Annotated in this window: 17 protein-coding genes and 1 tRNA gene; 5 read left to right on the top strand and 13 right to left on the bottom strand. The window is 67.8% G+C overall.

Features of this window, described 5'->3' with window-relative positions:
* Positions 1 to 18 precede the first annotated feature (18 nt).
* The 6 genes from FPZ11_RS17820 to topA form a co-directional block, all read right to left on the bottom strand.
* A tRNA-Thr gene (locus FPZ11_RS17820) sits at positions 19 to 94 on the bottom strand.
* A gap of 129 nt (positions 95 to 223) precedes the next feature.
* Positions 224 to 880, bottom strand: coding sequence for a TetR family transcriptional regulator (locus tag FPZ11_RS17815; RefSeq protein WP_146322366.1), 657 nt, complete (start codon positions 878 to 880; stop codon positions 224 to 226).
* An 85-nt stretch (positions 881 to 965) separates the two neighbouring features.
* A complete protein-coding gene (locus FPZ11_RS17810) occupies positions 966 to 2,516 on the bottom strand; it encodes an alpha/beta hydrolase (RefSeq protein ID WP_146322365.1) in 1,551 nt (516 codons plus the stop codon).
* The gene (locus FPZ11_RS17805) at positions 2,513 to 3,697 is read right to left on the bottom strand and encodes a DNA polymerase III subunit delta' (protein ID WP_146322364.1); all 1,185 of its coding nucleotides are present in this window, start codon (positions 3,695 to 3,697) and stop codon (positions 2,513 to 2,515) included. Before FPZ11_RS17805 ends, FPZ11_RS17810 begins: the two co-directional genes overlap by 4 nt.
* Before the next feature lie 9 nt (positions 3,698 to 3,706).
* Positions 3,707 to 4,432, bottom strand: coding sequence for a dTMP kinase (gene tmk, locus FPZ11_RS17800; protein ID WP_146322363.1), 726 nt, complete (start codon positions 4,430 to 4,432; stop codon positions 3,707 to 3,709).
* Positions 4,429 to 7,347: a type I DNA topoisomerase gene (gene topA / locus FPZ11_RS17795; RefSeq protein ID WP_146322362.1), complete on the bottom strand. Its 2,919-nt coding sequence runs from the start codon at positions 7,345 to 7,347 to the stop codon at positions 4,429 to 4,431. The genes tmk and topA overlap by 4 nt, the downstream gene beginning before the upstream one ends.
* 456 nt (positions 7,348 to 7,803) lie before the next feature.
* Between topA and FPZ11_RS17790 the strand changes: the two genes are divergently transcribed.
* The gene (locus tag FPZ11_RS17790) at positions 7,804 to 8,049 is read left to right on the top strand and encodes a hypothetical protein (protein WP_146322361.1); all 246 of its coding nucleotides are present in this window, start codon (positions 7,804 to 7,806) and stop codon (positions 8,047 to 8,049) included.
* A 101-nt stretch (positions 8,050 to 8,150) separates the two neighbouring features.
* Here FPZ11_RS17790 and FPZ11_RS17785 read toward each other — a convergent pair whose 3' ends face one another.
* The 5 genes from FPZ11_RS17785 to FPZ11_RS17765 form a co-directional block, all read right to left on the bottom strand.
* Entirely contained in the window at positions 8,151 to 8,492 is a 342-nt protein-coding gene (locus FPZ11_RS17785) for an Rv3654c family TadE-like protein (RefSeq protein ID WP_246846382.1), read from the bottom strand.
* 53 nt (positions 8,493 to 8,545) lie between these two features.
* Positions 8,546 to 8,953 (bottom strand): TadE family type IV pilus minor pilin, encoded by a 408-nt coding sequence (locus FPZ11_RS17780; RefSeq protein ID WP_146322359.1) that lies wholly within the window; start codon positions 8,951 to 8,953, stop codon positions 8,546 to 8,548.
* Position 8,954: 1 nt separating this feature from the next.
* Complete coding sequence (locus FPZ11_RS17775; RefSeq protein ID WP_246846701.1) at positions 8,955 to 9,146, bottom strand: DUF4244 domain-containing protein; 192 nt, start codon at positions 9,144 to 9,146, stop codon at positions 8,955 to 8,957.
* A gap of 278 nt (positions 9,147 to 9,424) precedes the next feature.
* Positions 9,425 to 10,417, bottom strand: coding sequence for a type II secretion system F family protein (locus FPZ11_RS17770; protein ID WP_210415913.1), 993 nt, complete (start codon positions 10,415 to 10,417; stop codon positions 9,425 to 9,427).
* Entirely contained in the window at positions 10,414 to 11,610 is a 1,197-nt protein-coding gene (locus FPZ11_RS17765) for a TadA family conjugal transfer-associated ATPase (protein ID WP_246846380.1), read from the bottom strand. Before FPZ11_RS17765 ends, FPZ11_RS17770 begins: the two co-directional genes overlap by 4 nt.
* Before the next feature lie 541 nt (positions 11,611 to 12,151).
* Here FPZ11_RS17765 and acs point away from each other — a divergent pair.
* Complete coding sequence (acs, locus tag FPZ11_RS17760; RefSeq protein ID WP_146322356.1) at positions 12,152 to 14,125, top strand: acetate--CoA ligase; 1,974 nt, start codon at positions 12,152 to 12,154, stop codon at positions 14,123 to 14,125.
* Positions 14,126 to 14,266: 141 nt separating this feature from the next.
* On the opposite strand, the gene FPZ11_RS17755 is transcribed toward acs, so the two are convergent.
* Positions 14,267 to 14,737: a RidA family protein gene (locus FPZ11_RS17755; RefSeq protein WP_146322355.1), complete on the bottom strand. Its 471-nt coding sequence runs from the start codon at positions 14,735 to 14,737 to the stop codon at positions 14,267 to 14,269.
* The gene (gene sp36 / locus FPZ11_RS19400) at positions 14,737 to 14,892 is read right to left on the bottom strand and encodes a Sp36 family protein (protein WP_168203906.1); all 156 of its coding nucleotides are present in this window, start codon (positions 14,890 to 14,892) and stop codon (positions 14,737 to 14,739) included. Before sp36 ends, FPZ11_RS17755 begins: the two co-directional genes overlap by 1 nt.
* A gap of 353 nt (positions 14,893 to 15,245) precedes the next feature.
* Between sp36 and FPZ11_RS17750 the strand changes: the two genes are divergently transcribed.
* From FPZ11_RS17750 to FPZ11_RS17740, 3 genes are all read left to right on the top strand, one after another.
* Positions 15,246 to 17,933 carry a transglycosylase domain-containing protein gene (locus FPZ11_RS17750; protein WP_168203905.1) on the top strand — a complete coding sequence of 896 codons (2,688 nt, stop codon included), beginning with the start codon at positions 15,246 to 15,248 and terminating at the stop codon, positions 17,931 to 17,933.
* Complete coding sequence (locus FPZ11_RS17745) at positions 17,933 to 18,928, top strand: metallophosphoesterase (protein ID WP_146322353.1); 996 nt, start codon at positions 17,933 to 17,935, stop codon at positions 18,926 to 18,928. Before FPZ11_RS17750 ends, FPZ11_RS17745 begins: the two co-directional genes overlap by 1 nt.
* An 89-nt stretch (positions 18,929 to 19,017) precedes the next feature.
* Positions 19,018 to 21,441, top strand: a complete 2,424-nt coding sequence (locus FPZ11_RS17740) for a transglycosylase domain-containing protein (RefSeq protein WP_146322352.1) — start codon at positions 19,018 to 19,020, stop codon at positions 21,439 to 21,441.
* The last annotated feature ends 95 nt before the right edge of the window (positions 21,442 to 21,536 follow it).

The following is a 21,536-nucleotide window of genomic DNA, read 5'->3' as shown; positions in this document are numbered from 1 at the left end:
CGGGACCCTTCTGCGTTGTGGAGCCGCCTAAGGGAATCGAACCCTTGACCTATTCATTACGAGTGAATCGCTCTGCCGACTGAGCTAAGGCGGCGTGACCGCGGCCGGGGCCGCTGCACACAGCATGCAAGCTTACCGGATCATCGAGGCCGTCCCGACCATCCCCGGTACCGCACTCGAGCCGAGCCCGGCGACCGACTGCCGCCGAGCCTGCGGCCACTGCCTACCGGGATTCGCCCGCCAACTCGTGCATCTCGGCGAACGAATCGACGAGCCGATCCGCGAGCGCGCCACGGCCGCCGGCCTCCGCCCAGCACGACCACGCGTGCCTGATCGCGGCGAACGCGACATACGTCACAAGACGCGCCCTGCTCTGCAGTCGCTCGCCATCGTGCGCGAGTTCGGGGTCGTCGTGCACCAGCCGTCGCTCGACCACCTCGAAGAGCTCGCGCTCGAGCTGCTTCATGCTCACCATGCGAATGGTGAACAGATGAGGATGCTCGCGCAGCAGACGGCGACGCAGCGTCTCGATGCCGGCGGCATCCGGATTTGACTCCCGATCGGCGGTCGACAGCAGGAGGTCCCGGATGCCGTCGAGCACCGGTTGCGCCGGCCCCGCCGCGATGAATCGCTCCACCGCGTCGCCGCTGGGCATCTCGGGAACGTCGCCGACGACGGCGGCTTCTTTGGTCGGGAAATAGTTGAAGAACGTGCGCGGAGAGACCCCCGCCTCATGGCTGATCTCCTCGACGGTGACGCCGTCGAATCCACGCTCGAGGGACAGCGACAGCACGGCCCGCTGGATCGCGATCCGTGTGGCGATCCGCTTGCGTTCACGCACCCCGCCGCGCGAGATCGGGGTGGGAGTTGCGACGCTCACGCAACCATTATTGCGGTGAGTGCAAAAATCGGCGCCGGTGGATTCCGCGACAGAGCACGGGCATCCACCATGCGCCCCGCCTCGATCAGCATTCGGGGTCGGTCTTCGGCACCGTTCCGCTCACGAAGAAGTTGTCGACGGTGTCGTTCACGCACGAGTTGGACTTGTTGTACGCGGTGTGACCGTTGCCGTGATACGTGACGAGGTGACCGCTGTCGAGCTCGCGGGAGAGGTTCACCGCCCACTGATACGGCGTCGCGGGATCGCCTGTCGTGCCCACGACGAGAATCGGGGCGGCCCCCGCTGCGTGGATCGGTGCCGGAGTCCTGGTCGGCTTGTACGGCCAGACCGAGCAGCCGATGTCGCCGTAGGCCATGTAAGGGCCGAAGACGGGCGCCGCCTTCTCGAGCTTCACCGCCTGCGCACGCATCGCCGTCGGGTCGGCGTTCGACGGATAGTCGAGGCAGTTGATCGCGCTGAACGCCTCGGTCGAATTGTCGGCGTACGTGCCGTTGGAATTGCGGTCGTAGTAGCTGTCGGCGAGGATGAACGCCACCCGCGCGCTGCCCGCCATGACGTCGTTGAACAGGCTGTCGAGGTAGGTCCACTCGCTCGGGCTGTACAACGGCGTGATGATCGCCGTGACCATGGTGTCGGCGCCGAGCTCGCGACCGTCCGAGTTGCGGATGGGGCTGGCATCCAGCGACTTCAACAGGTTCGCGACGGTGTTCATGGCGTCGTCGACGGTGCCGGAGAACGGGCATCCCTTTCGTTTCAGACAGTCCGTGAGGTACGAACGGAACTCCGACTCGAATCCCTTGGACTGGCCGATGTTGACGTCGGCCAGCGTGGATGCGGGGTCCAACGCTCCGTCGAGCACCATGCGGCCCACGTGTTTGGGGTAGAGGCCCGCGTAGGTAGCGCCGAGCAGCGTCCCGTAGGAGTAGCCGAGATAGTTGAGCTTGGCGTCGCCCAGAACGGCGCGCATCAGGTCGAGGTCTCGCGCGGCGCTGACCGTGCCGACCTGGCCGAGCAGTGCCCCCGTGTTCTGCTTGCAGGCGGCGGCGAAGGCCGCTTCGGTGGTGGTGTTGGCCTGGATCCAGGCGTCGGAGCCGCGCGTGCCAGGCGTGATGCCGAAGATGTAGTCGTCCATCTGGCTGGGGCCGTAGCACTTCACGGCCGTCGACGCCCCGACGCCTCGCGGATCGAATCCGACGATGTCGTAGTGCTCGATCAGATTCTTGTCGACGGCGTAGTCGAGCGAGTCGCGCACGAAGTCGACACCGGAGGCGCCCGGGCCACCGGGGTTGACGAGCAGGGAGCCGAGGCGCTTGCCCGTGGCGTAATGCCTGATCAGCGCAAGCTCGATGCTGCCGCCCGAAGGGTCGGACCAGTCGAGGGGCGCCTTCACCTTGGCGCACTGGAACTTTCCGCACGTCGTCCAGCCGACATGCTGGTCGTAGAACGGGGTGAGGGCGGCCGAGACCTTCTCCGGTCGCGGTGTCGACGTGCTCGGGGCGGGAGCAGCGGGGAAGCAGCCGCTCAACGCCATCGACAAGACGACGGCCACGGTGGCGACGATGCCCACCCTCCGCCATCGCCGTCGCGGCGCTCCGATCGCGGTCGCTCGTGTCATCGGTCGTCCCTTTCTCCTGCCGCCTGGCGCGGACGTCTGGCGGCCACCAGCATGGCCTCCAGCGCCAGCGCCGGCGCGACATTGCCTTCGATCCGTTCGCGGGCCGTGCGGATGGCATCCATGGTCGCCAGCGTTCTGGCCGCATCGGATGCCTGTGCCGCCGCCCGCAACCGCGCGTCGAGCTCGACGTTCACGAGCGCTGCCCCCGTGTCGAGCTGCACCATGAGAATGTCCCGATACAGCGACAGCAGGTCGGTGAGGATGCGGTCGATCCCGTCGCGCAGACTGCGCGTCGCCCTGCGCTTCTGGTCTTCTTCGAGTTGCCGCAGCTGAGCCCGCAGCTGCGGTGGCACCGTTCCGCCTTCTCGCACGCCGAGCGACTGCAAGGCGTGGGCGCGCTCCTCGGCGTCGCGCTCCTCGGTGATCGCCTTGGCATCGGCGCCTGCGATCTCGAGCAGTCGCGCCGCACCCGACACCACGTCGGCCACCGTGCGGATGCCGAGCGCCAGCTCCACCGTCTCTTCGCGACGCGCTCGTGCTTCGTCGTTCGTGGCCAGCCGATGCGCCATGCCGATGTGGCTCTGGGCGTGCCGGGCCGCACGCTCGGCCTCCTCGGCGCTCACGCCGTCGCGCCGCGCGATCAGCTCTGCGACGTCCGCGACCGACGGCACACGCAGCCGCACGGTGCGCACGCGCGACCTGATCGTGGGAAGCAGGTCCGCCTCACTCGGCGCGCAGAGGATCCAGACGGTGCGCTCGGGTGGTTCCTCGAGCGCCTTGAGCAGAACGTTGGAGGTGCGCTCCGACATACGGTCGGCATCCTCGATCACCATCACCCGGTATCGGCTCACCGACGGCGAGAACTGCGAGCTCGAGACCAGCTTGCGCACCTCGTCGATGGAGATGATGACGCGTTCGGTGCTCAGAACGGCGAGGTCGGGATGCGTGCGGGCCTCGACCTCGCGGGTGGTGTTCTCGTCACCGTCGGCGCCCGCCGGGCTGAGCAGCGCTGCAGCGAAGGCGTACGCGAGATTCGAGCGCCCCGATCCCGGCGGCCCGGTGATGAGCCACGCATGCGTCATGGCAGAGGATGCCGTCGCCGCGGCGGCCGCCCGCAGGGTCGCGATCGCGTCGGACTGGCCGGTGAGATCGGCCCACACCGACGTCTGAGCTACGGGCATGGTTCGACGCTACCGGGTGCCGGTGTCAGTACCGGTGACCGACTCCGCCGCGACGATTCCGCGCGAGGCGAGGAGCCCCGCCACGTGATCCGTCACTGTCTCGGCGAGCCGTTCGGCCGGCTCCGCGGCGTTCACGACGAAGAAGCGCTCCGGCTCGACCTCTGCGAGGGCCAGGAACGCCGTGCGCACCCGCGCGTGGAACTCGGATGCCTCCGCCTCGAGCCGATCGAACCTCTTGTTCGCGGCGTCGAGCCGACCACGGGCATCCGCTTCGTCGATATCGAGAAGCACGGTCAGATCGGGCAGCAGGTTGCCGGTCGCCCACAGCGACAGCTCGCGGATCTCGACCGCATCCAACCCTCGCCCCACGCCCTGGTAGGCGACGGACGAGTCGAGATAGCGGTCTTGCACCACGATGGTGCCGGCCTCCAGCGCCGGGCGCACGACGGTCTCGACGTGATGGGCGCGATCGGCGGCGTAGAGCAAGGCTTCGGCACGCGGCACGATGTCGCCGCGATGATGCAGCACGAGTTCGCGGATCTCGACGCCGACGTCGGTGCCGCCGGGCTCTCTGGTGCGCAGCACGGGGTATCCGCGTTCGACCAGCCAGTCGACGAGTCGGGATGCCTGAGTCGTCTTGCCCGACCCGTCTCCGCCCTCGAACGTGATGAACAGGCCTCGTGCGGGCTCAGCCCGCCCCGCGCCCTCCGCCGGCGCTTCCCCCGTGACGGTCACGAGTCCGTGCCCTCCTTCGCGGATGCCGCCTTCTTCACCGCCGCGCTCCTGGACGTCGCGGCCTTGGTCGTCGCCGCCTTGGCTGCAGAGCCCGCCGTCGTCGTGGTCGACTTCGTGGCGGCCGCCGACGTCTTCTTCGCGGCCGTCGTGCGCGTCGACTTCGTCGTGCCGGCCGATGACTTCGTCGTGCGCCGTGCCGCTGCGGGCTTCTTCGCCGGGCCCTTGGCCCGCTTGTCCGCCAGCAGTTGCACGGCACGCTCGAAGTCGATCTCATCGACGCTCTCGCCCCGAGGAATCGTGGCATTCGTCACACCGTCGGTGACGTACGGTCCGAACCGGCCGTCCTTCACCCGCACGGGCTTGCCGCTGACGGGGTCGGCTTCGAACTCTTTCAGCGCGCTGGAGGCTCGCCGCGCTCCGTACTTCGGCTGAGCGAAGAGCTCGAGCGCGCCCGCGAGATCGATGTCGAAGATGGCATCCTCGCCGGGCAGCGACCTGGTGTCCGTGCCCTTCTTCAGGTACGCGCCGTATCGCCCGTTCTGCGCCAGGATCGGCTCGCCCGATTCCGGGTCCTCGCCGACGGTGCGCGGAAGGTCGAGCAGCTTCAGCGCGGTCTCGAGATCGACGCCGGAGGCATCCATGGTCTTGAAGAGGGATGCCGTGCGCGGCTTCTCCGCGGCCTTGGCGCTCTTGCGCTTGGCCGGCTTCTTCGCAGGACGCACCTCACCGGTCTCGACGTCGACCACTTCTTCGACAGCGTCGGTGATGTCCATGGACTCGGGCGCGGGGCCCGGCTCCGGCTCGACCTCCGTGACGTACGGTCCGAAGCGGCCGTCCTTCACGACGACGAGCTTGCCGTTGACGGGGTTGAGGCCCAGTTCGCGATCGGACTGCACAGGGGCGTCGATCAATTCGCGAGCCTTGGTGACGGTGAGCTCGTCGGGCGCGAGGTCCGGGGGCACGTTCACGCGGCGCGGCGTGGCATCCGGTGCAGCGTCGGGGTCGGCCACCTCGAGGTACGGGCCATAGCGCCCGACCCGCAACGTGATGTCGTCGGAGATCGGCACGGAGCTGATCGCACGTGCGTCGATCTCACCGAGGTTGTCGACCACCTCGCGCAGGCCTCTGTGGTCGCCGCCACCGAAGTAGAAGCCCTTCAGCCAGTCCGCGCGAGTCTCCTCCCCATCCGCGATGCGGTCGAGATCATTCTCGAGCTCCGCGGTGAAGTCGTAGGCCACCAGGTCGCCGAAGTGGTCTTCGAGAAGCCGTACGACGGCGAAGGCGATCCAGTTGGGCACGAGCGCCTGTCCCTGAGTCACGACGTAGCCGCGGTCGATGATCGTGGAGATGATCGCCGCGTACGTCGAAGGACGTCCGACTCCGAGCTCTTCCATGCGCTTGACGAGGCTGGCCTCTGTGTAACGCGGCGGCGGGGTCGTCTCGTGCCCCTTCGCCTCGACCTCGCCGATGGCGAGCGCCCGGCCTTCCTTCAGCGGCGGCAGCTTGGACTCGGCCGGAGCGGCATCCGCGTTGCGCTCCTCATCGCGACTCTCCTCGTACGCCTGGAGGAACCCGCGGAACGTGATCACCGTTCCGCTCGCCGTCAGCTCGGCGAGAGTGCCGTCGAGCTCGCCGTCGTGCACAGCGGCGTTGATCGTGACCGAGGCCGTCTGTCCCTTGGCGTCGGCCATCTGCGAGGCGACGGTGCGCTTCCAGATGAGTTCGAAGAGCCTCAGATCGTTGCCGTGCAGCGTGGATGCCATCTGCGCCGGGGTGCGCCATGTGTCGCCCGCCGGGCGGATCGCCTCGTGCGCCTCCTGCGCGTTCTTGCTCTTGTTGGCGTACGCGCGCGGCTTTTCGGGCACCGAGTCCGCCCCGTACAGTGCAGCGGCCTGTTTGCGGGCAGCGGTGACCGCCTGCGTCGAGAGCGCGGTCGAGTCGGTGCGCATGTAGGTGATGTGGCCGTTCTCATACAGCGACTGCGCCACGCTCATGGTCTGTCGAGCAGTGAAGCGCAGCTTGCGAGCGGCCTCCTGCTGCAGTGTCGAGGTCGTGAACGGTGCAGACGGGCGCCGGCTGAACGGCTTCGTCTCCAGCTTCGCGACGGTGACTGTCGTCGACGGCTGTCGCAAGGCATCGACGAGCGCGGTGACGGCGGCCTCGTCGAAGACGCGCGCCTGACCCTTCAGCTGGCCGCGATCGTCGAAGTCGCGCCCGGAGGCCACGCGCTGACCGTCGACCCGGTTCAGGCGTGCGGTGAACTCCTGCGCATCGGCTTCCGCGCTCAGCTGGGCGGTCAAGTCCCAGTAGGACGCGGCGACGAACGCCATGCGCTCGCGCTCCCTGTCCACGATGAGTCGCGTCGCCGGCGACTGCACGCGGCCCGCCGAGAGTCCCTGCCGCACCTTGCGCCACAGCACGGGCGACACCTCGTAGCCGTAGAGGCGGTCGAGGATGCGCCGCGTCTCCTGTGCGTCGACGAGCGACATGTCGAGGTCCCGGGTGTTGTCCTTCGCCTGCTCGATGGCATCCTTGGTGATCTCGTGGAAGACCATGCGCTTCACGGGGACCTTGGGCTTGAGCTCTTCGAGCAGGTGCCACGCGATGGCTTCGCCCTCGCGGTCCTCATCAGTGGCGAGCAGGAGCTCGTCGGCACCCTTCAGCAGTTTCTTCAATTTGGTGACGACGCTGCGAGCCCGGTCGGAGACCACGTAGTAGGGCTGGAAGTCGTTGTCGACGTCGACGCCGAACTGGCCGAATGCACCGCGCTTCTTCTCAGCGGGGATGTCCTTCGGCTCGATGAGGTCACGGATGTGCCCGACGGATGCCTCGACCGTGTACCCATCACCCAGGTACTTCTCGATCGACTTCACCTTGGTCGGCGACTCGACGATGACCAGCTTGTTCCCTGGCACCTGTCTCCTTATGTCGGATGCTTTCGGTTTTCGATTGCGGTGTTGCTCTCGTCAACGCTGTGTGGGCTCGAAGGCGGAAGTCTCACGAAGACTTCCGTCGATCGCCGCCTGTTGTTCGGTGCGAGCCCGACGATGCGGGTCGCCACGAGGCCCGGTGATCTGCGACCACGCCACCGGTCCGTTCCGCCGAGTTCGTCCCAGAAGACTCCCGCAACGGAGCGCACCGCGGTGCGTCGTGACCGTCCGGACCGGTGGATCCGTGCCACGAACACTCGTCGACACTCGCTCATCGACCGCCCGCTGATTCCCCCGATAAGGCCGTCGACCCGCTGTGCAACCGAGCCGCGCCGCTCATCAGGCACACCATACACACGTTCGCCGTCGTACTGCCTAATCCCCTTTCACCGACCTTCTGCACGGGGTTGACCCCGTGGTACCGCGGGGGACAATGGCGATATGGGTGCTACAACGAACGGTGCCTACACCGCGAAGCTGACCGACGGACCACTCGAAGGCAAGACGATCGCCACCGATTTCCTCGATTCGGGCGAGCCTCAGGCTCGGCTCGAGATCTCGGCACCAGGCGGTGGGAAGAGCTACGTCTACACCCGGTCCGGTGGTGTGGAGTATGCCTCCGAGTCCGGGGATTCCACCCGACCGACCGCCGTCGACTATCGCTACCTCGAGACCATCTTCGCCTGACGCGTTCCACGAACCGGCAGCGTCGCGCGCCGGCGCATCGGCGGATACGACGGCTGCTCGGGACGCTTTCCGCCCCATGATCGATCGTGGTCGGTCACGACTCAGTCGCCCTCGGTCACGCCGGGCGGCGTTTCGGCTGCCGGCGGAGGGCCGGCGCGAGCCCACACCGTGATGGGAATGCCGCCCACGTCGGATTGTGCACTCACCAAGGCGACGGATCCGTCGATGCGGCATGTCGCAAGCCGGACCCCGTTCAAGAGCGCCGCCCGCTGCGCCCGGTCGCACGGGATGCCCGTGACACGGCCGCTCGCCGAGTCCGCAGCGGCGAGCGCCGCCGCATCCGCCGCCGCGCTCACGCGCTGCTTCTCGCCCAGCAGCGCACACGCGCCGATGGCTGCGACGCCCGTGATCAACAGGGCGGCGAGCAGCCCGATCACGGCCACGCTCGCGGAGCCTCGTTCCCCAAGCAGCTTTCTCCGCGATTCCCCGCCACAGGTCATGATGCGCCTCCGTCGTCATCGGTGCTGCCGGGCGCTCCCGGCGCAGCGTCAGCGTCGCCGAGGGCGCAACCGTGTCCTCTGACCGTCAGCCCCGTCACCGCGACGGGGCCGGCAGCCGACTGAGCCAATGTGAGGCAGACGTAGTCGCCGCTATGCGACACGGAGAACGCTGTCGCTCCGATCGCCTCGGCGACGTGCTCCGCGGCGAGCTCGCGGGGGTCTCCGCGGGCCAGGGAACGGGCGGCGTCTGCCGCGGCATCCGTCAGCCTTGCCTGTTGCACCACGACCTCGACGGCACCCATGCCGAAGGCCAACACCAGCAGCACGGCAGGCACGAGGGCCGCGAACTCGGCGGTGACACTGCCGCGCGCAGACCGCAGCGAACGGGGCGGAACGGGGCGCATGTCAGTCGGCCACGGTGAGCGCTTTGCGCACGAGCCCCGTGAGGATGCCCCGCACCTCGTCCCCCCGCAGGATCAAGACGAGCAGCCCGGCGAACCCGACTGCCGCCATCGTCGCGACCGCGTACTCGGCCGTCGCCGATCCCGACTCGTCGACAAGGGCGCGCACGGCGCGTTCGACTCGCGAGAACAGGATCGGACGTCGCCGAGCATCCCGGCTGGCTTCGTCGAAGGCCGGTCGCCCTTCACCGTGGCGTGACAGGACAAGGTGGTGGGGGTGGCGTTGTGATGACTGCATTCTGATCTCCATCTGTCGGGTGTGGTGGTCGAGAGAGCCGCGGTGCAGAGGCGTCGTGTCGAACGGACCAGTGCCGGTCGAGCCCGTGTCGAGCCGGCCGGGTCGAAGGCTCGATGTCGAGCCTGGTCCGACCGTGGCGGCCGCGTCCTCCGGCGGGGGCGATCCGTGGACGGCCATCAGATGCCCTGCACTGTGGACGACAGGATGGACAGCACCAGCGGGGCGACCGAGAGCACCATGAACGCCGGCAGCACGCAGACCGCGAGCGGGAGCATGAGGCGCACGCCGAGTGCCGCGGACGCCGTCTGAGCTGCGCCCCGAGCATCCCTTCGCTCCTGATCGGCTTCGGCGTGCAGCAGTTCGACGGCGCCGACGCCGGCACGCTCCGACAGCGTGAGCACCGAGGCGACCGAGCGGTCGACCGGCGGTGCCAGGCCGAAGCGCGCGCAGACACCGGTGACGCGGTCGACCGCACCAGCGGCCGACCCGCCGCCACTCATGGCGACCGCCACGAGTTCCATCGCCAGTCCCGGGAGCAGCTCGACGGCTCTCGATCGTCGGAGCAGTGCGCGATTCCAGGCGCCCGCCGCGAGCAGAAGACTCGCACCGATCAGAAGGAGGGCGATTCCGATCGGCGTCGCGAAGAGCACGTGCATCGTGTCGAAGCCCAGGCCGGCGCCGAAGAGAATGCCGATTACGGGCAACGCGATCACCATGCGTGCGGTCGCGCGCGGTCCTGCCATCGCCGCCTCCCTGTCGCGCTGCGCCTGGCCGAGATCGCGCAGCGCCGTCGCGAGATCGCGCAATGCGTTGGCGAGCGGCGAGCCTGCCTCCGTCGCCACCTGCAACGCGGCCGCGAGCCCGCGCCAGGCGGACAGCACTTCGGTTTCGTCGGGTCGCCTTCCTCGCCGTGCGCGACGGGGGACGGCGAGATCGGCGGACGACGCGATGGCGCGAGGCACATCGCCACCACGCGCACCGGCCTCGGATGCGGAGGCGAGCACGCTGCGCGACACGCCCTCCTCGTCGTCGCTCATCGCCTCGAGGAGGTATCCCCATGCTGCGCCGGGCGGAACCCCTGCTGCGAGCAGCACGGCGAGCCGTTGCGCGATGTCTGCGACCGCTTCGACGGCCGGACGCCGGGCACCGTGACGCTGCCGCGCGCTCACGGTCGCAACTCGCGCACGAGGAGCCGGCCGGACGCATCCAGTTCGAATGCACCGCAGCATGCGATACGCCTGACGCCCGCCGCGCGTTCCACGTGCACGACCAGGTCGAAAGCGCTCACCGCCTGCCGCGCGACAGCCGACGCGTCCAGACCGGCGAGCGCACCGAGCGCCTCGAGCCGCGCGGGAACATCGTCGATCGAGTTCGCGTGCAGCGTGCCGGCACCGCCGTCGTGCCCGGTGTTCAACGCGGACATCAGCTCGCGAACCTCCGCCCCGCGGCATTCACCCACGACCAGCCGGTCCGGCCTCATGCGCAGAGCCTCGCGCACCAGCCGATCGAGACCGATCGCGCCGATGCCTTCCACGTTCGCCTGCCTCGCCTCGAGCGCGATCACGTGCGGATGCCGCACCTGCAGCTCAGCGACGTCTTCGATGCACACGATGCGCTCGCCAGCGGGCGCCTGCGCCAGCATCGCCGACAGAAGAGTCGTCTTGCCGCTGCCCGCCGCTCCGGTGATCAGCAGGTTGGCGCGCGCCGCGATCGCCGCGTCGAGCCTCGCTCGATGGATGCCCACCATGCCCGCCTGCTCCAGCTGCGTGAGCGAGAAGCGGCTTCGGCGCGGCACGCGGATCGACACCAGCGTGCCCGTCGTCGACACGGGCGGCAGCACGACGTGGACCCGGATGCCCGCTGCCAGCCTCACATCCACACATGGGTTCGCTTCGTCGACGTGGCGATCGGCGAGTGCCACCAACCTCACGGCGAGCGCGCGAAGGGCCCGCTCGTCGCATGCCCAGTCCGGATCATGGACGGCGCCGCCGCCGTAGTCCACCCACAACCCCGAGGATCCGTTGACGAAGACGTCGGTCACGCCCTCCGCAGCGACGTAGGGCGCGAGTGGTCCGAACTGCGCCCAGTCCGCGGGCTCCGTCTGGCGGCCCCCGTCCGGATCGCTGACGTCGCGCGTCGCCCCGGCCCCGGGCGCAGGTTCCGCGGTGATCCTGCGCGCAGTGGCCGGAGGGTCGGAGAGAACGCCGGATGTCTCCGCGGCGTTCGGCGTCCCCCGCGACGTGGTCGCCACCGCCCGGTCGGCACAGGAGTCGGACTGGCCCGCGCGGCCTTGACTCGTCGCGGAGCCGTCCGCAGCGCCGGCTCCCCCGACGCCGCGCCCCGTGACCGACGGACGCGGCACGAACGGGACGGTAGAGGTGGACCGGGATGCGACGAACACACCGGCACGCTACGAAGCCGACGAGCGCTCGGTGCGTCGCGGGACGGCATCCGTGGGTTCCGCTTGCCGAAGGGCCGCTGTGGACGCAGAGGAGGTGCCGGAAGGTCCCGGCCGGGCATCGAGCGGCCCCGGAGTGAAGCCCGAGATCACGGCTTCGTTAAATGCAAGGGGCGGCACCTATTGGGGGGAACAGGTGCCGCCTCAGCGACGAGGGATTGGGGGGAATCGCGCTCGCCGCACGCCAGAATTATCATTCGGCCGTTCGATAGTGTACCCCTTCCGGGGAGTCGCGCAAGATGATTTTTTCCACCTCGTTTCCGGGCACCGTTTCCGAACACGATGACGGGCGTCGAGAAGCCGTGGCGGGGCGAGCTGATTCCTGACGTCGAGACGTCGCGCTACGCCGCGGGGGTGCTCTGTTCGCGACCGAGCGGAGCAGACGGTATCGTCGTCAGCGTTGTGCCAGCCGCCCCCTTGACACACCTCGCGAAGGAGCGAATCCATGTCTTCAGACACGATCGACAATCTCTTGCACGAGTCGCGCCGCTTCGCGCCCGACCCGGAATTCGCCGCGAACGCTGTGGCAAGTGCGGAGCTCTACGAGGAGGCCGAGGCTGACCGGCTCGCGTTCTGGGCGAAGCAAGCCCGCGAGCTGCTGCACTGGCACAAGCCGTTCACTCGCACCCTCGACTGGTCGAACCCGCCCTTCGCGAAGTGGTTCGACGACGGCGAGCTGAACGTGGCCTACAACTGCCTCGACCGTCACGTGCTCGCGGGCAACGGTGACCGCGTCGCCATCCACTGGGAGGGCGAGCCGGGCGACAGCCGCAGCATCACGTACGCCGAGCTGACGGCCGACGTGAAGCGCGCAGCCAACCTGCTCACCAGCCTCGGTGTGCGCGAGGGCGACCGGGTCGCGATCTACATGCCGATGATCCCCGAGGCCGTCGTCGCGATGCTCGCGGTCGCGCGCATCGGCGCCGTGCACTCCGTCGTGTTCGGGGGATTCAGCGCCGACAGCCTCCGTTCGCGCATCGACGACGCCAACGCGAAGGTCGTCATCACCGCAGACGGCGGCTACCGCAAGGGCAACGTCTTCCCCCTCAAGTCCGCAGTGGATGCCGCGCTCGCTGACGGTGGCACGAACGTCGAGCACGTCCTCGTGGTGCGCCGCGGCGGCAACGACGTCGAGTGGGTCGCCGGACGCGACCTCTGGTGGCACGAGGAGTTGCCGCAGGTCGACGCCGACCACGAGGCCAAGGCGTTCGGTGCGGAGCATCCTCTGTACATCCTCTACACGAGCGGCACGACGGGTAAGCCGAAGGGCATCATCCACACCTCCGGCGGCTATCTGACCCAGTGCGCGTACACGCACAAGAACGTCTTCGACCTGCATCCCGAGACGGACGTCTACTGGTGCTCGGCAGACATCGGCTGGGTGACCGGGCACTCCTACGTCGTGTACGGCCCCCTCGCCAACGGCGCGACGCAGGTGCTCTACGAGGGCACCCCGGAGTTCCCGAAGCCGGGCCGCTGGTGGGAGATCATCGAGAAGTACAAGGTGAGCATCTTCTACACGGCGCCCACCGCCATCCGCTCGTTCATGAAGCAGGGCCGCCAGATCCCTCAGCAGTCCGACCTGTCGTCGCTGCGCGTGCTCGGCTCGGTCGGTGAGCCGATCAACCCCGAGGCCTGGATCTGGTACCGCGAGGTCATCGGAGGCGATCGCACCCCGATCGTCGACACCTGGTGGCAGACCGAGACCGGCTCGATCATGATCTCCGCCCTCCCCGGAGTCACGACGCTGAAGCCCGGCAGCGCGCAGGTGCCGCTCCCCGGCATCTCGATCGATGTCGTGACGGATGCCGGTGAGTCGGTCGGCCCCGACGAGGGAGGCCTGCTCGTGATCACCGAGCCGTGGCCATCGATGCTCCGTGGCATCTGGGGCGACCCGGAGCGCTACAAGGAGACCTACTGGGCAAAGTTCGGCGACAAGTACTTCGCCGGCGACGGTGCCCGCAAGGACAAAGACGGCGAGATCTGGCTGCTCGGCCGCGTCGACGACGTCATGAACGTCTCGGGACACCGCCTCTCGACCGCCGAGATCGAGTCGGCGCTCGTCGCGCATCCGTTCGTCGCCGAGTCCGCCGTGGTCGGGGCATCCGATGAGACGACCGGTCAGGCCGTCGTGGCGTTCGTGATCATCAAACGCAGCCACCAGGAGGCCGCGGCCTCCACGGATGTCAACGCCGAGCTGCGTGGGCACGTCGCCCAGCAGATCGGTGCGATCGCCCGCCCTCGCGACATCTACATCGTCGAGGAGCTGCCCAAGACCCGCAGCGGCAAGATCATGCGACGCCTGCTGCGCGACGTCGCCGAGGGACGTCCCGTCGGCGACACCACGACGCTCGCCGACACCACGGTGATGTCGATCATCACCGACAAGCTGGCCGGCGGTGCTCCCTCGGAGGACTGAACCGGCCGCGCACCGTCCGGTGCGCCCGAACAGAAGGGGTGGCGCCTCGAGATCATGATCTCGAGGCGCCACCCCTCATCTCTGTGCCCCGCGCCGTGCGACGGCAGCTCGGCTCAGGCCCCGTGACGGGCTCCGGCCTGCCTATTCGAAGGCGACGACGAGCTCGATCTCGACCGGGGCGTCCAGCGGAAGCACCGCCACGCCGACGGCCGAGCGCGCGTGTCTGCCCGCGTCGCCGAAGATCTCGCCCAGCAGCAGCGACGCCCCGTTGACGACGCCCGGCTGACCGGTGAACGACGGGTCGGATGCCACGAAACCCGTCACCTTGACGATCTGCGTGATGCGATCCAGCGACCCGATCACCGACTTGATCGCCGCCAGGGCGTTGAGTGTCGCCGTGCGCGCGAGGTCCTGCGCGTCGTCGGCGGGGACGAGCCCGTGGCCGTCCCCCACCTTGCCCGTCGCGGGAAGCGCCCCGGAGACCATGGGAAGCTGCCCGGCGGTGTAGACGAGCGAGCCGTTGACGAGAGCCGGCACGTACGCCGCGACGGGGGGCACGACCTGCGGCAGGTCGATTCCGAGCTCTGCGATGCGCGCCTCGTACGCCCCCATCAGTCCTCCACCGGACGCTTGAAGTATGCGACGAGGCCGCCTTCCGGCCCCGTGACGACCTGCACCAGCTCCCAGCCCTCGGAGCCCCAGTTGTTCAAGATCGCCGCCGTGTTGTGCACGATCAGCGGCGTGGTCACGTATTCCCAGCGACGCATGTGTCCTCGATTCTGTGCGCGATGCGCGCACGCCTGCAGTTCGGTGCCGCACAGCTTCGGGTCGAGTGCGCATGCGCCGATCACAAGGCAACCCCATCGGGATGCCCCGCGCAACCCGCGCGCCCACCGGCGTGACGCGGGCCGGCGGCCCCGACTGCCGCTCACGCCACCCGCCGCACACGTCGCCCCGGCTGCGCATCCCCTGGGAGCGACGTGGGAGTCACTAGGGCGGCTGTGCGCGGCGGAGGAGAGCGCGGCATCCTCGCCTCCCCAGGCCACGACTGGGCGAATGGATGCCCGGCCGCGGGCCGGGGGCAAGCGGTTTGCCAGGTTCTGCCGATAGCCTGATCCTCATGTCTGCCCCCAAACCCACGGCTAGAGGTGCGCTCGGCGCCGTCGGCGCGTTCCTCGGCATGAGTGTCGTCGCCGGCCTGCTGGTGACCGCTGCGGTGACCCCGGCGATCGCCGTCACCGGCATGGCCGCGAGCGATGGCATCGGAGCATTCGACGGTCTTCCCGAATACCTCGACATCGGCACGCTGCCCCAGGTATCCACGATCTACGCGAAGCAGGCCGGCAAAGACGTCCCGATCGCGACCTTCTATTCGCAGAACCGCGTCGAGGTGGGCTGGGACGACATCTCCCAGGTCATGAAAGACGCGGCGGTCTCGACCGAAGACCCGCGCTTCTATGAGCACGGCGGCATCGACCTGCAGGGCACAGCACGTGCGATCATACTGACCGGGCTCCTGCACAAGTCCACGTCGGGTGGTTCGTCGATCACGCAGCAGTATGTGAAGAACGTGAAGGTTCAGCAGTGCGAGAAGCTGAACATCGTCGTCACAGGCGGTGACGAGAAGACGTTGAAGAAGCGCCAGGCCGCCCAGGACAAGAAGTACGAGGACTGCTACAACGACGCCACCGACCCGACCATCTCCCGCAAGGTCGAGGAGATGAAGCAGGCGATCGGTCTCGAGAAGAAGTACACCAAGGATCAGATCCTCAACGGCTATCTCAACATCGCCGGATTCGGCGGGTCTGTGTACGGCGTGCAGTCTGCAGCCCAGTACTACTTCGGCGCGACCGCGAAGACGCTCACGGTTCCGCAGGCCGCAACCCTGGTGGCCATCCTCAACAACCCGGCCAACCTGCGCATCGACCAGGACAAGACCGTCAACCCGGGCAACAACGCCGACAACGGCTTCAAGGCCACGCTCACGCGTCGCAACTACGTGCTCAAGCGCATGTACCAGAACGACAAGCTGACCAAGGCGCAGTACGACGACGCGGTCAAGACCAAGATCGAGCCGCACATCACCCAGCTGCCCAACGGATGCGAGACCGCGGCCAAGTTCAGCGCCGCGTACTACTGCGACTGGGTGCAGAACCTCGTGCAGCAGGACACCGGCCTCGCGAAGACGGCGAGCGAGCGCGACGCGCTTCTGAACGCGGGCGGTCTGAAGATCTACACGCCCCTGAACCTCGACATCCAGGCGGTCGCGCAGAAGTCGCTCAGCGACGTGGTGCCTTCGTCGATGAACGGGGTCTCGCTCGGAGGCACGAACCTTTCGCTGGAGGTCGGTACCGGTCGCGTGATCTCGATGGTGCAGAACACCAAGTACACGGCCACCGCCTCGAACGACCCCAACTACTCGGGAATCAACTACAACACCGACTTCAATCAGGGTGGGTCGAGCGGATTCCAGACCGGATCGACGTACAAGCTGTTCACGCTGCTCGAGTGGCTCAAGGAGGGGCACTCGATCAACGACTACATCAATGCGCCCAACGGTCCGGTGACCATCCCGGCCAGCCAGTGGCATTCGACCTGCGACACTGAAGATCAGGCGCCCGTGGCGACCTGGCCGAGCGTGGGCAACGACTCGGCGGGCGAAGGCGGCAACATGAGCGTCACCACCGCCACGGCCGAATCCGTCAACACCGCGTTCGCCGAGATGGGCACGAAGCTCGACCTCTGCGGCATCCGTCAGACGGCGCTCGACCTCGGCATCCACCCGGCGGCATCGAAAGTGTGGGTCCAGAACGCGCAGGGCAACGAAGTGCAGGTGCCGAACCCGCTGACCGGCAACCCCGCCACGATCCTCGGTACCAACGATCTCTCACCTCTCACGCTGCTCACCGCCTACGCGGGCGTCGCCAATGGCGGAAAGTGGTGCACTCCGATCGGGATCGACAGGATCGTCGGGTCGGACGGCAAAGACCTGCCCGTGCAGAAGACGACGTGCACGCAGGGCGTCGACCCGAACATCGCCGCCGGCGCTATTCAGGCGATGAAGTCGGTGCTCACAAACGGAACAGGCACCGCGGCCAATCCCTGGGACGGCATTCCCATCTTCGGCAAGACCGGCACCACCGACCATGCGGCGCAGAACTGGTTCGTTTCCTCGACCACGAAGACCGCGACGGCAACCTGGGTCGGCCAGACCATGGGTAACTCCGTGAACTTCGGCGACCTCACTCTCGGCGGTTACGGTGGGCGCAATGCGAAGTTCCCGGTGGCCGAACCCGTGATCGCCGCGCTCAACCACCTCTACGGCGGCGGGCAGTTCCAGGCGCCGACGGGCAGCGTCCTTCAGGCGAAGAAGATCACCATCCCCGATCTCACCGGACAGTCCCCGGCGGCTGCGAAGTCGACCCTCGAGGGCCTCGGGCTCACCTACAAGGACGGCGGACAGACGGACTCCGACCAGGCTGTCGGCACCGTGGCCAAGACCGATCCGGCCGCGGGCTCCAGCGGGGCACTCGGCCAGACCGTCACGGTGTACACGTCGAACGGCCAGGGAAACAGCCAATCGACCATCCCCATCGTCACCGGCATGACCGTCGATCAAGCGACGCAGGCTCTGCAGAACGCCGGCTTCACGAACATCGACAGCGGCGGCGCCGACGGGAGCGCCATCGTCACGGGCACGAGTCCGTCGGCCGGGTCGCACGTGAGGAGCGACAGACAGATCACGCTCCAGGTCATCGACACCGGTGGCGGTGGTTCGACCAACAACCCGTCGCCGGGATCGAACTGATGGCCGGGCGCCGTGGGGCGAGTGCGATCGGCACGGTCGCACTCGCCCTCGGTGCGGCATCCACCGCTGCAGTGGTGTGGGGCACGCTCATCGAACGCCGCGCCTATGTGCTGCGCCAGGTCAGCGCGCCCGTTCTTCCTTCGGGGTCGAAGCCGATCCGGGTACTCCACCTCAGCGATCTGCACATGGCTCCGTGGCAACGGGACAAGCAGCGCTGGATCCGCTCGCTCGCCGCTTACATGCCCGACCTCGTCATCGACACCGGCGACAATCTGGGTCACGAACGGGGGTTCGATGGGGTGCGGTACGCGCTCGAGCCGTTCGCGGGCATCCCCGGTGCTTTCGTCAACGGGTCGAACGACTACTACGGTCCCGTGCCGAAGAACCCGATGAGGTATTTCACGGGCCCGTCGTCGATGCACGTGGCGCCGGCGAACCTCGACACCGCTGAGCTGACCGGGTTCTTCGACAGCGAGCTGGGCTGGGCCGACCTCAACAACCATGCCGAAGCGATCACGGTCAACGGCACACGGCTCGAACTGTTCGGCGTCGACGATCCGCACCGCAACTTCGACCGCCTCGATGTCGTGACCGGCGAGCTCGACGAGCTGCGGGCATCAGAGGTGACGGATGCCGCGTGGCCCGACTCGGCCGACGCCGCGCACGACACCGTGCCGACGGTGTCGATCGGGGTCGCTCATGCACCGTATCGACGCATCCTCGACTCGTTCGTCACCAACGGCGCGGCGATGATCTTCGCGGGCCACACGCACGGCGGTCAGGTGTGCGTGCCGGGATTCGGCGCACTGGTGACGAACTGCGACATCCCTCGCCGCCAGGTGAAGGGGCTGAGCGTGTGGACGCACGCCCTGCGGGCCGCATACCTGAACGTCTCCGCGGGCCTCGGCACCTCGATCTATGCGCCAGTTCGCTTCGCCTGTCGCCCCGAGGCGACGTTGATCACCTTGGTGCCGCAGGACGCGCACATCGGCTGACGCCGAATGCAGCGGGCTCCGATCTCTTTCTGAAACATCGCATAGTCGGCGTGCACGGGGCGGCCAGAGTGGCCACGTAGCCTGCCCGAGTGAAGTCCAGACGTACCGGCGTGCTCGCCGCCCTCGGAGGGTTCGTGGCGCTGAGCGCAGCCGCCGGGATCCTCGTGGCGGCGTCGGTGACACCCGGCGCGGCCGCGGCCGCCCTGGCCGTAAGCGACGCGACCAATGCGTTCAACGGGCTGCCCGATTACCTCGCCCTCCAGCCACTCGATCAGACGACCACCTTCTACGCCACCAAGGACGGCAAGGCGGTGCCGATCGCGACGTTCTACGCCCAGAACCGGCAAGACGTGGCGTTCGACCAGATCGCTCAATCCGTCAAGGACGCCGCGGTCGACACGGAGGACCCACGCTTCTACAGCGAGGGCGGGATCGACGTGCTGGGGACCGTGCGCGGGGCATTGTCGACGGCATCCGGAAGCGAAGTGCAGGGCGGATCGTCGATCACCCAGCAATACGTGAAGAACGTGCTCGTGCAGCGCTGCGACCAAGACGACGTCGTCGACAGCACGGCCTCTGCTGCCGTGCAGGCGAAACAGCAGAAGACGTTCGAGCAGTGCTACGAGGATGCCGCGGGCGTCACGGTGAGCCGCAAACTCCAGGAGATGCGCTACGCGATCGGCCTCGACCAGCGGTACAGCAAGGACCAGATTCTGCAGTCCTACCTCAACATCGTGGGCTTCGGCGGCCAGGTCTACGGGGTGCAGGCCGCCGCGAAGTACTACTTCGGCGTCGACGCCTCCGACCTCACGCTTGCGCAGTCCGCCACCCTCGTGGCCATCCTGAACAACCCGAACAACCTGCGTCTCGATGAGGACGAGGCCACGAATCCCGCCAACAACGCCACGAACGGCTTCAAGGCGACGAAGGCGCGGCGCGACTATGTGCTGCAGCGGATGCTCGTGCACAAGTCGATCACCGAGGCCGAGTACAAAGCGGCGGTTGCAACCCCCGTCGCCCCGAAGATCACACCGGTTCAGTCCGGTTGCGAGTCTGCTGTGACCTACGACGCAGGCTTCTTCTGCAACTACGTCGAGCACGTCATGCTGCAGAATCCCGTGTTCGGCAAGACGGCGGATCAGCGCTGGATCGCCTTCCAGCGCGGCGGTCTGAACGTGTACACGACGCTGAACCTCGACCTGCAGTCCACCGCGCAGAGCGCGCTCAGCACCTGGGTTCCGGCAACCGACACACAGGTGGACATCGGAGGCGCCAACGTCTCGGTCGAAGTCGGAACGGGCCGAATCGTGACCATGGTCCAGAACAAGTCGTACAACGACACAGGCGGCGGGGGCGCGGGAAGCACTGCCGTCAACTACAACACCGACTACAGCTACGGGGGCTCGGACGGATTTCAGACCGGATCGTCGTTCAAGGCCTTCGATCTCGGCGCGTGGTTCGAGGCAGGGCACTCGGCCTACGAAGAGGTCAACGGCCACTACTCCGGGTATTCCTTCCCCTTCGACGCCTTCACCGCGAGCTGCGAAGGCGGTCAGCTGAGCGGAAGCACGTATCCGGTCGACAACGACTCGTCGTCGGAGGGCGGCGAGATGAGCGTGTTGCAGGCCACCGAGGAATCCGTGAACACGGTGTTCGTGCAGATGGCCACCGAGCTCGATCTGTGCAACATCGCGAACGTCGCGAAGGCGCTCGGCGTGCACGCGGCGAACCCCGCGCCGACGTCTGACGGCGGGAACCCGTTCCTTATCGAACCGTCGATGGTGATCGGCACGAACTACATCGCCCCGCTGACCATGGCGACCGCCTATGCCGGCATCGCCAACAACGGCGTCTTCTGCTCCAACGTCGCGATCGACAAGATCACCACCACGACGGGCTCGAGCGTCGCGGTGCCGAAGTCCACCTGCAAGCAGGCGATCCCTTCCACCGTCGCGGCAGCACTCGCATGGACGCTGCAGCACGTGATCGAGGACGGCACCGCCACGTCGGCGAACCCGGACGACGGCATCCCGATTCTCGCCAAGACCGGCACGACAGACAACTACGAGCAGAACTGGCTCGTGACCTCGAGCTCCAAGGTCGCCAACGCCATCTGGGTGGGTCAGATCTCGGGTTCGCAGAACCTGCAGTACTACGACTACAACGGCTCGGAACTCGCGTACGCGAAGTTCTACGCCGACCAGACGATTCTGCGAGCGCTGGATGCCACCTACGGCGGCTCCGCGTTCACCTCGCCTCCCGACTCGATGCTGTACGGCTCCTCATTGCAGTCCGGACCCGCCACGAGCGGCAAGGGCGCGGCGAACGGCACGGGCACGCAGAACGGCGACACGGACCAGAACGGCACAGGAGACGGAACGGGCACCGGGCAGGGGTCGGGTGACGGCACCGGAGACAACGGCAACGGCAGCGACACCGGGAGCGGCTCCGGCCCGACCAGCACGCCGAACCCGTCGCCGTCGCAGGGCACGAATTCGTCGGGTGGAGGGTGACCGCACAGGTGTGACACCGCGCGTGCGCGGCGTCACGAGGAGACCCGCCCCTCTGACGGGTGACGATCGGGCCGCGGCCAGCGTAGCCTCGATGC

It is taken from the genome of Humibacter ginsenosidimutans (assembly GCF_007859675.1).
Lineage (GTDB): Bacteria > Actinomycetota > Actinomycetes > Actinomycetales > Microbacteriaceae > Humibacter > Humibacter ginsenosidimutans.
Note: the sequence above shows the minus strand (reverse complement) of the source record. Positions and strands in the feature narration are given on the sequence as shown.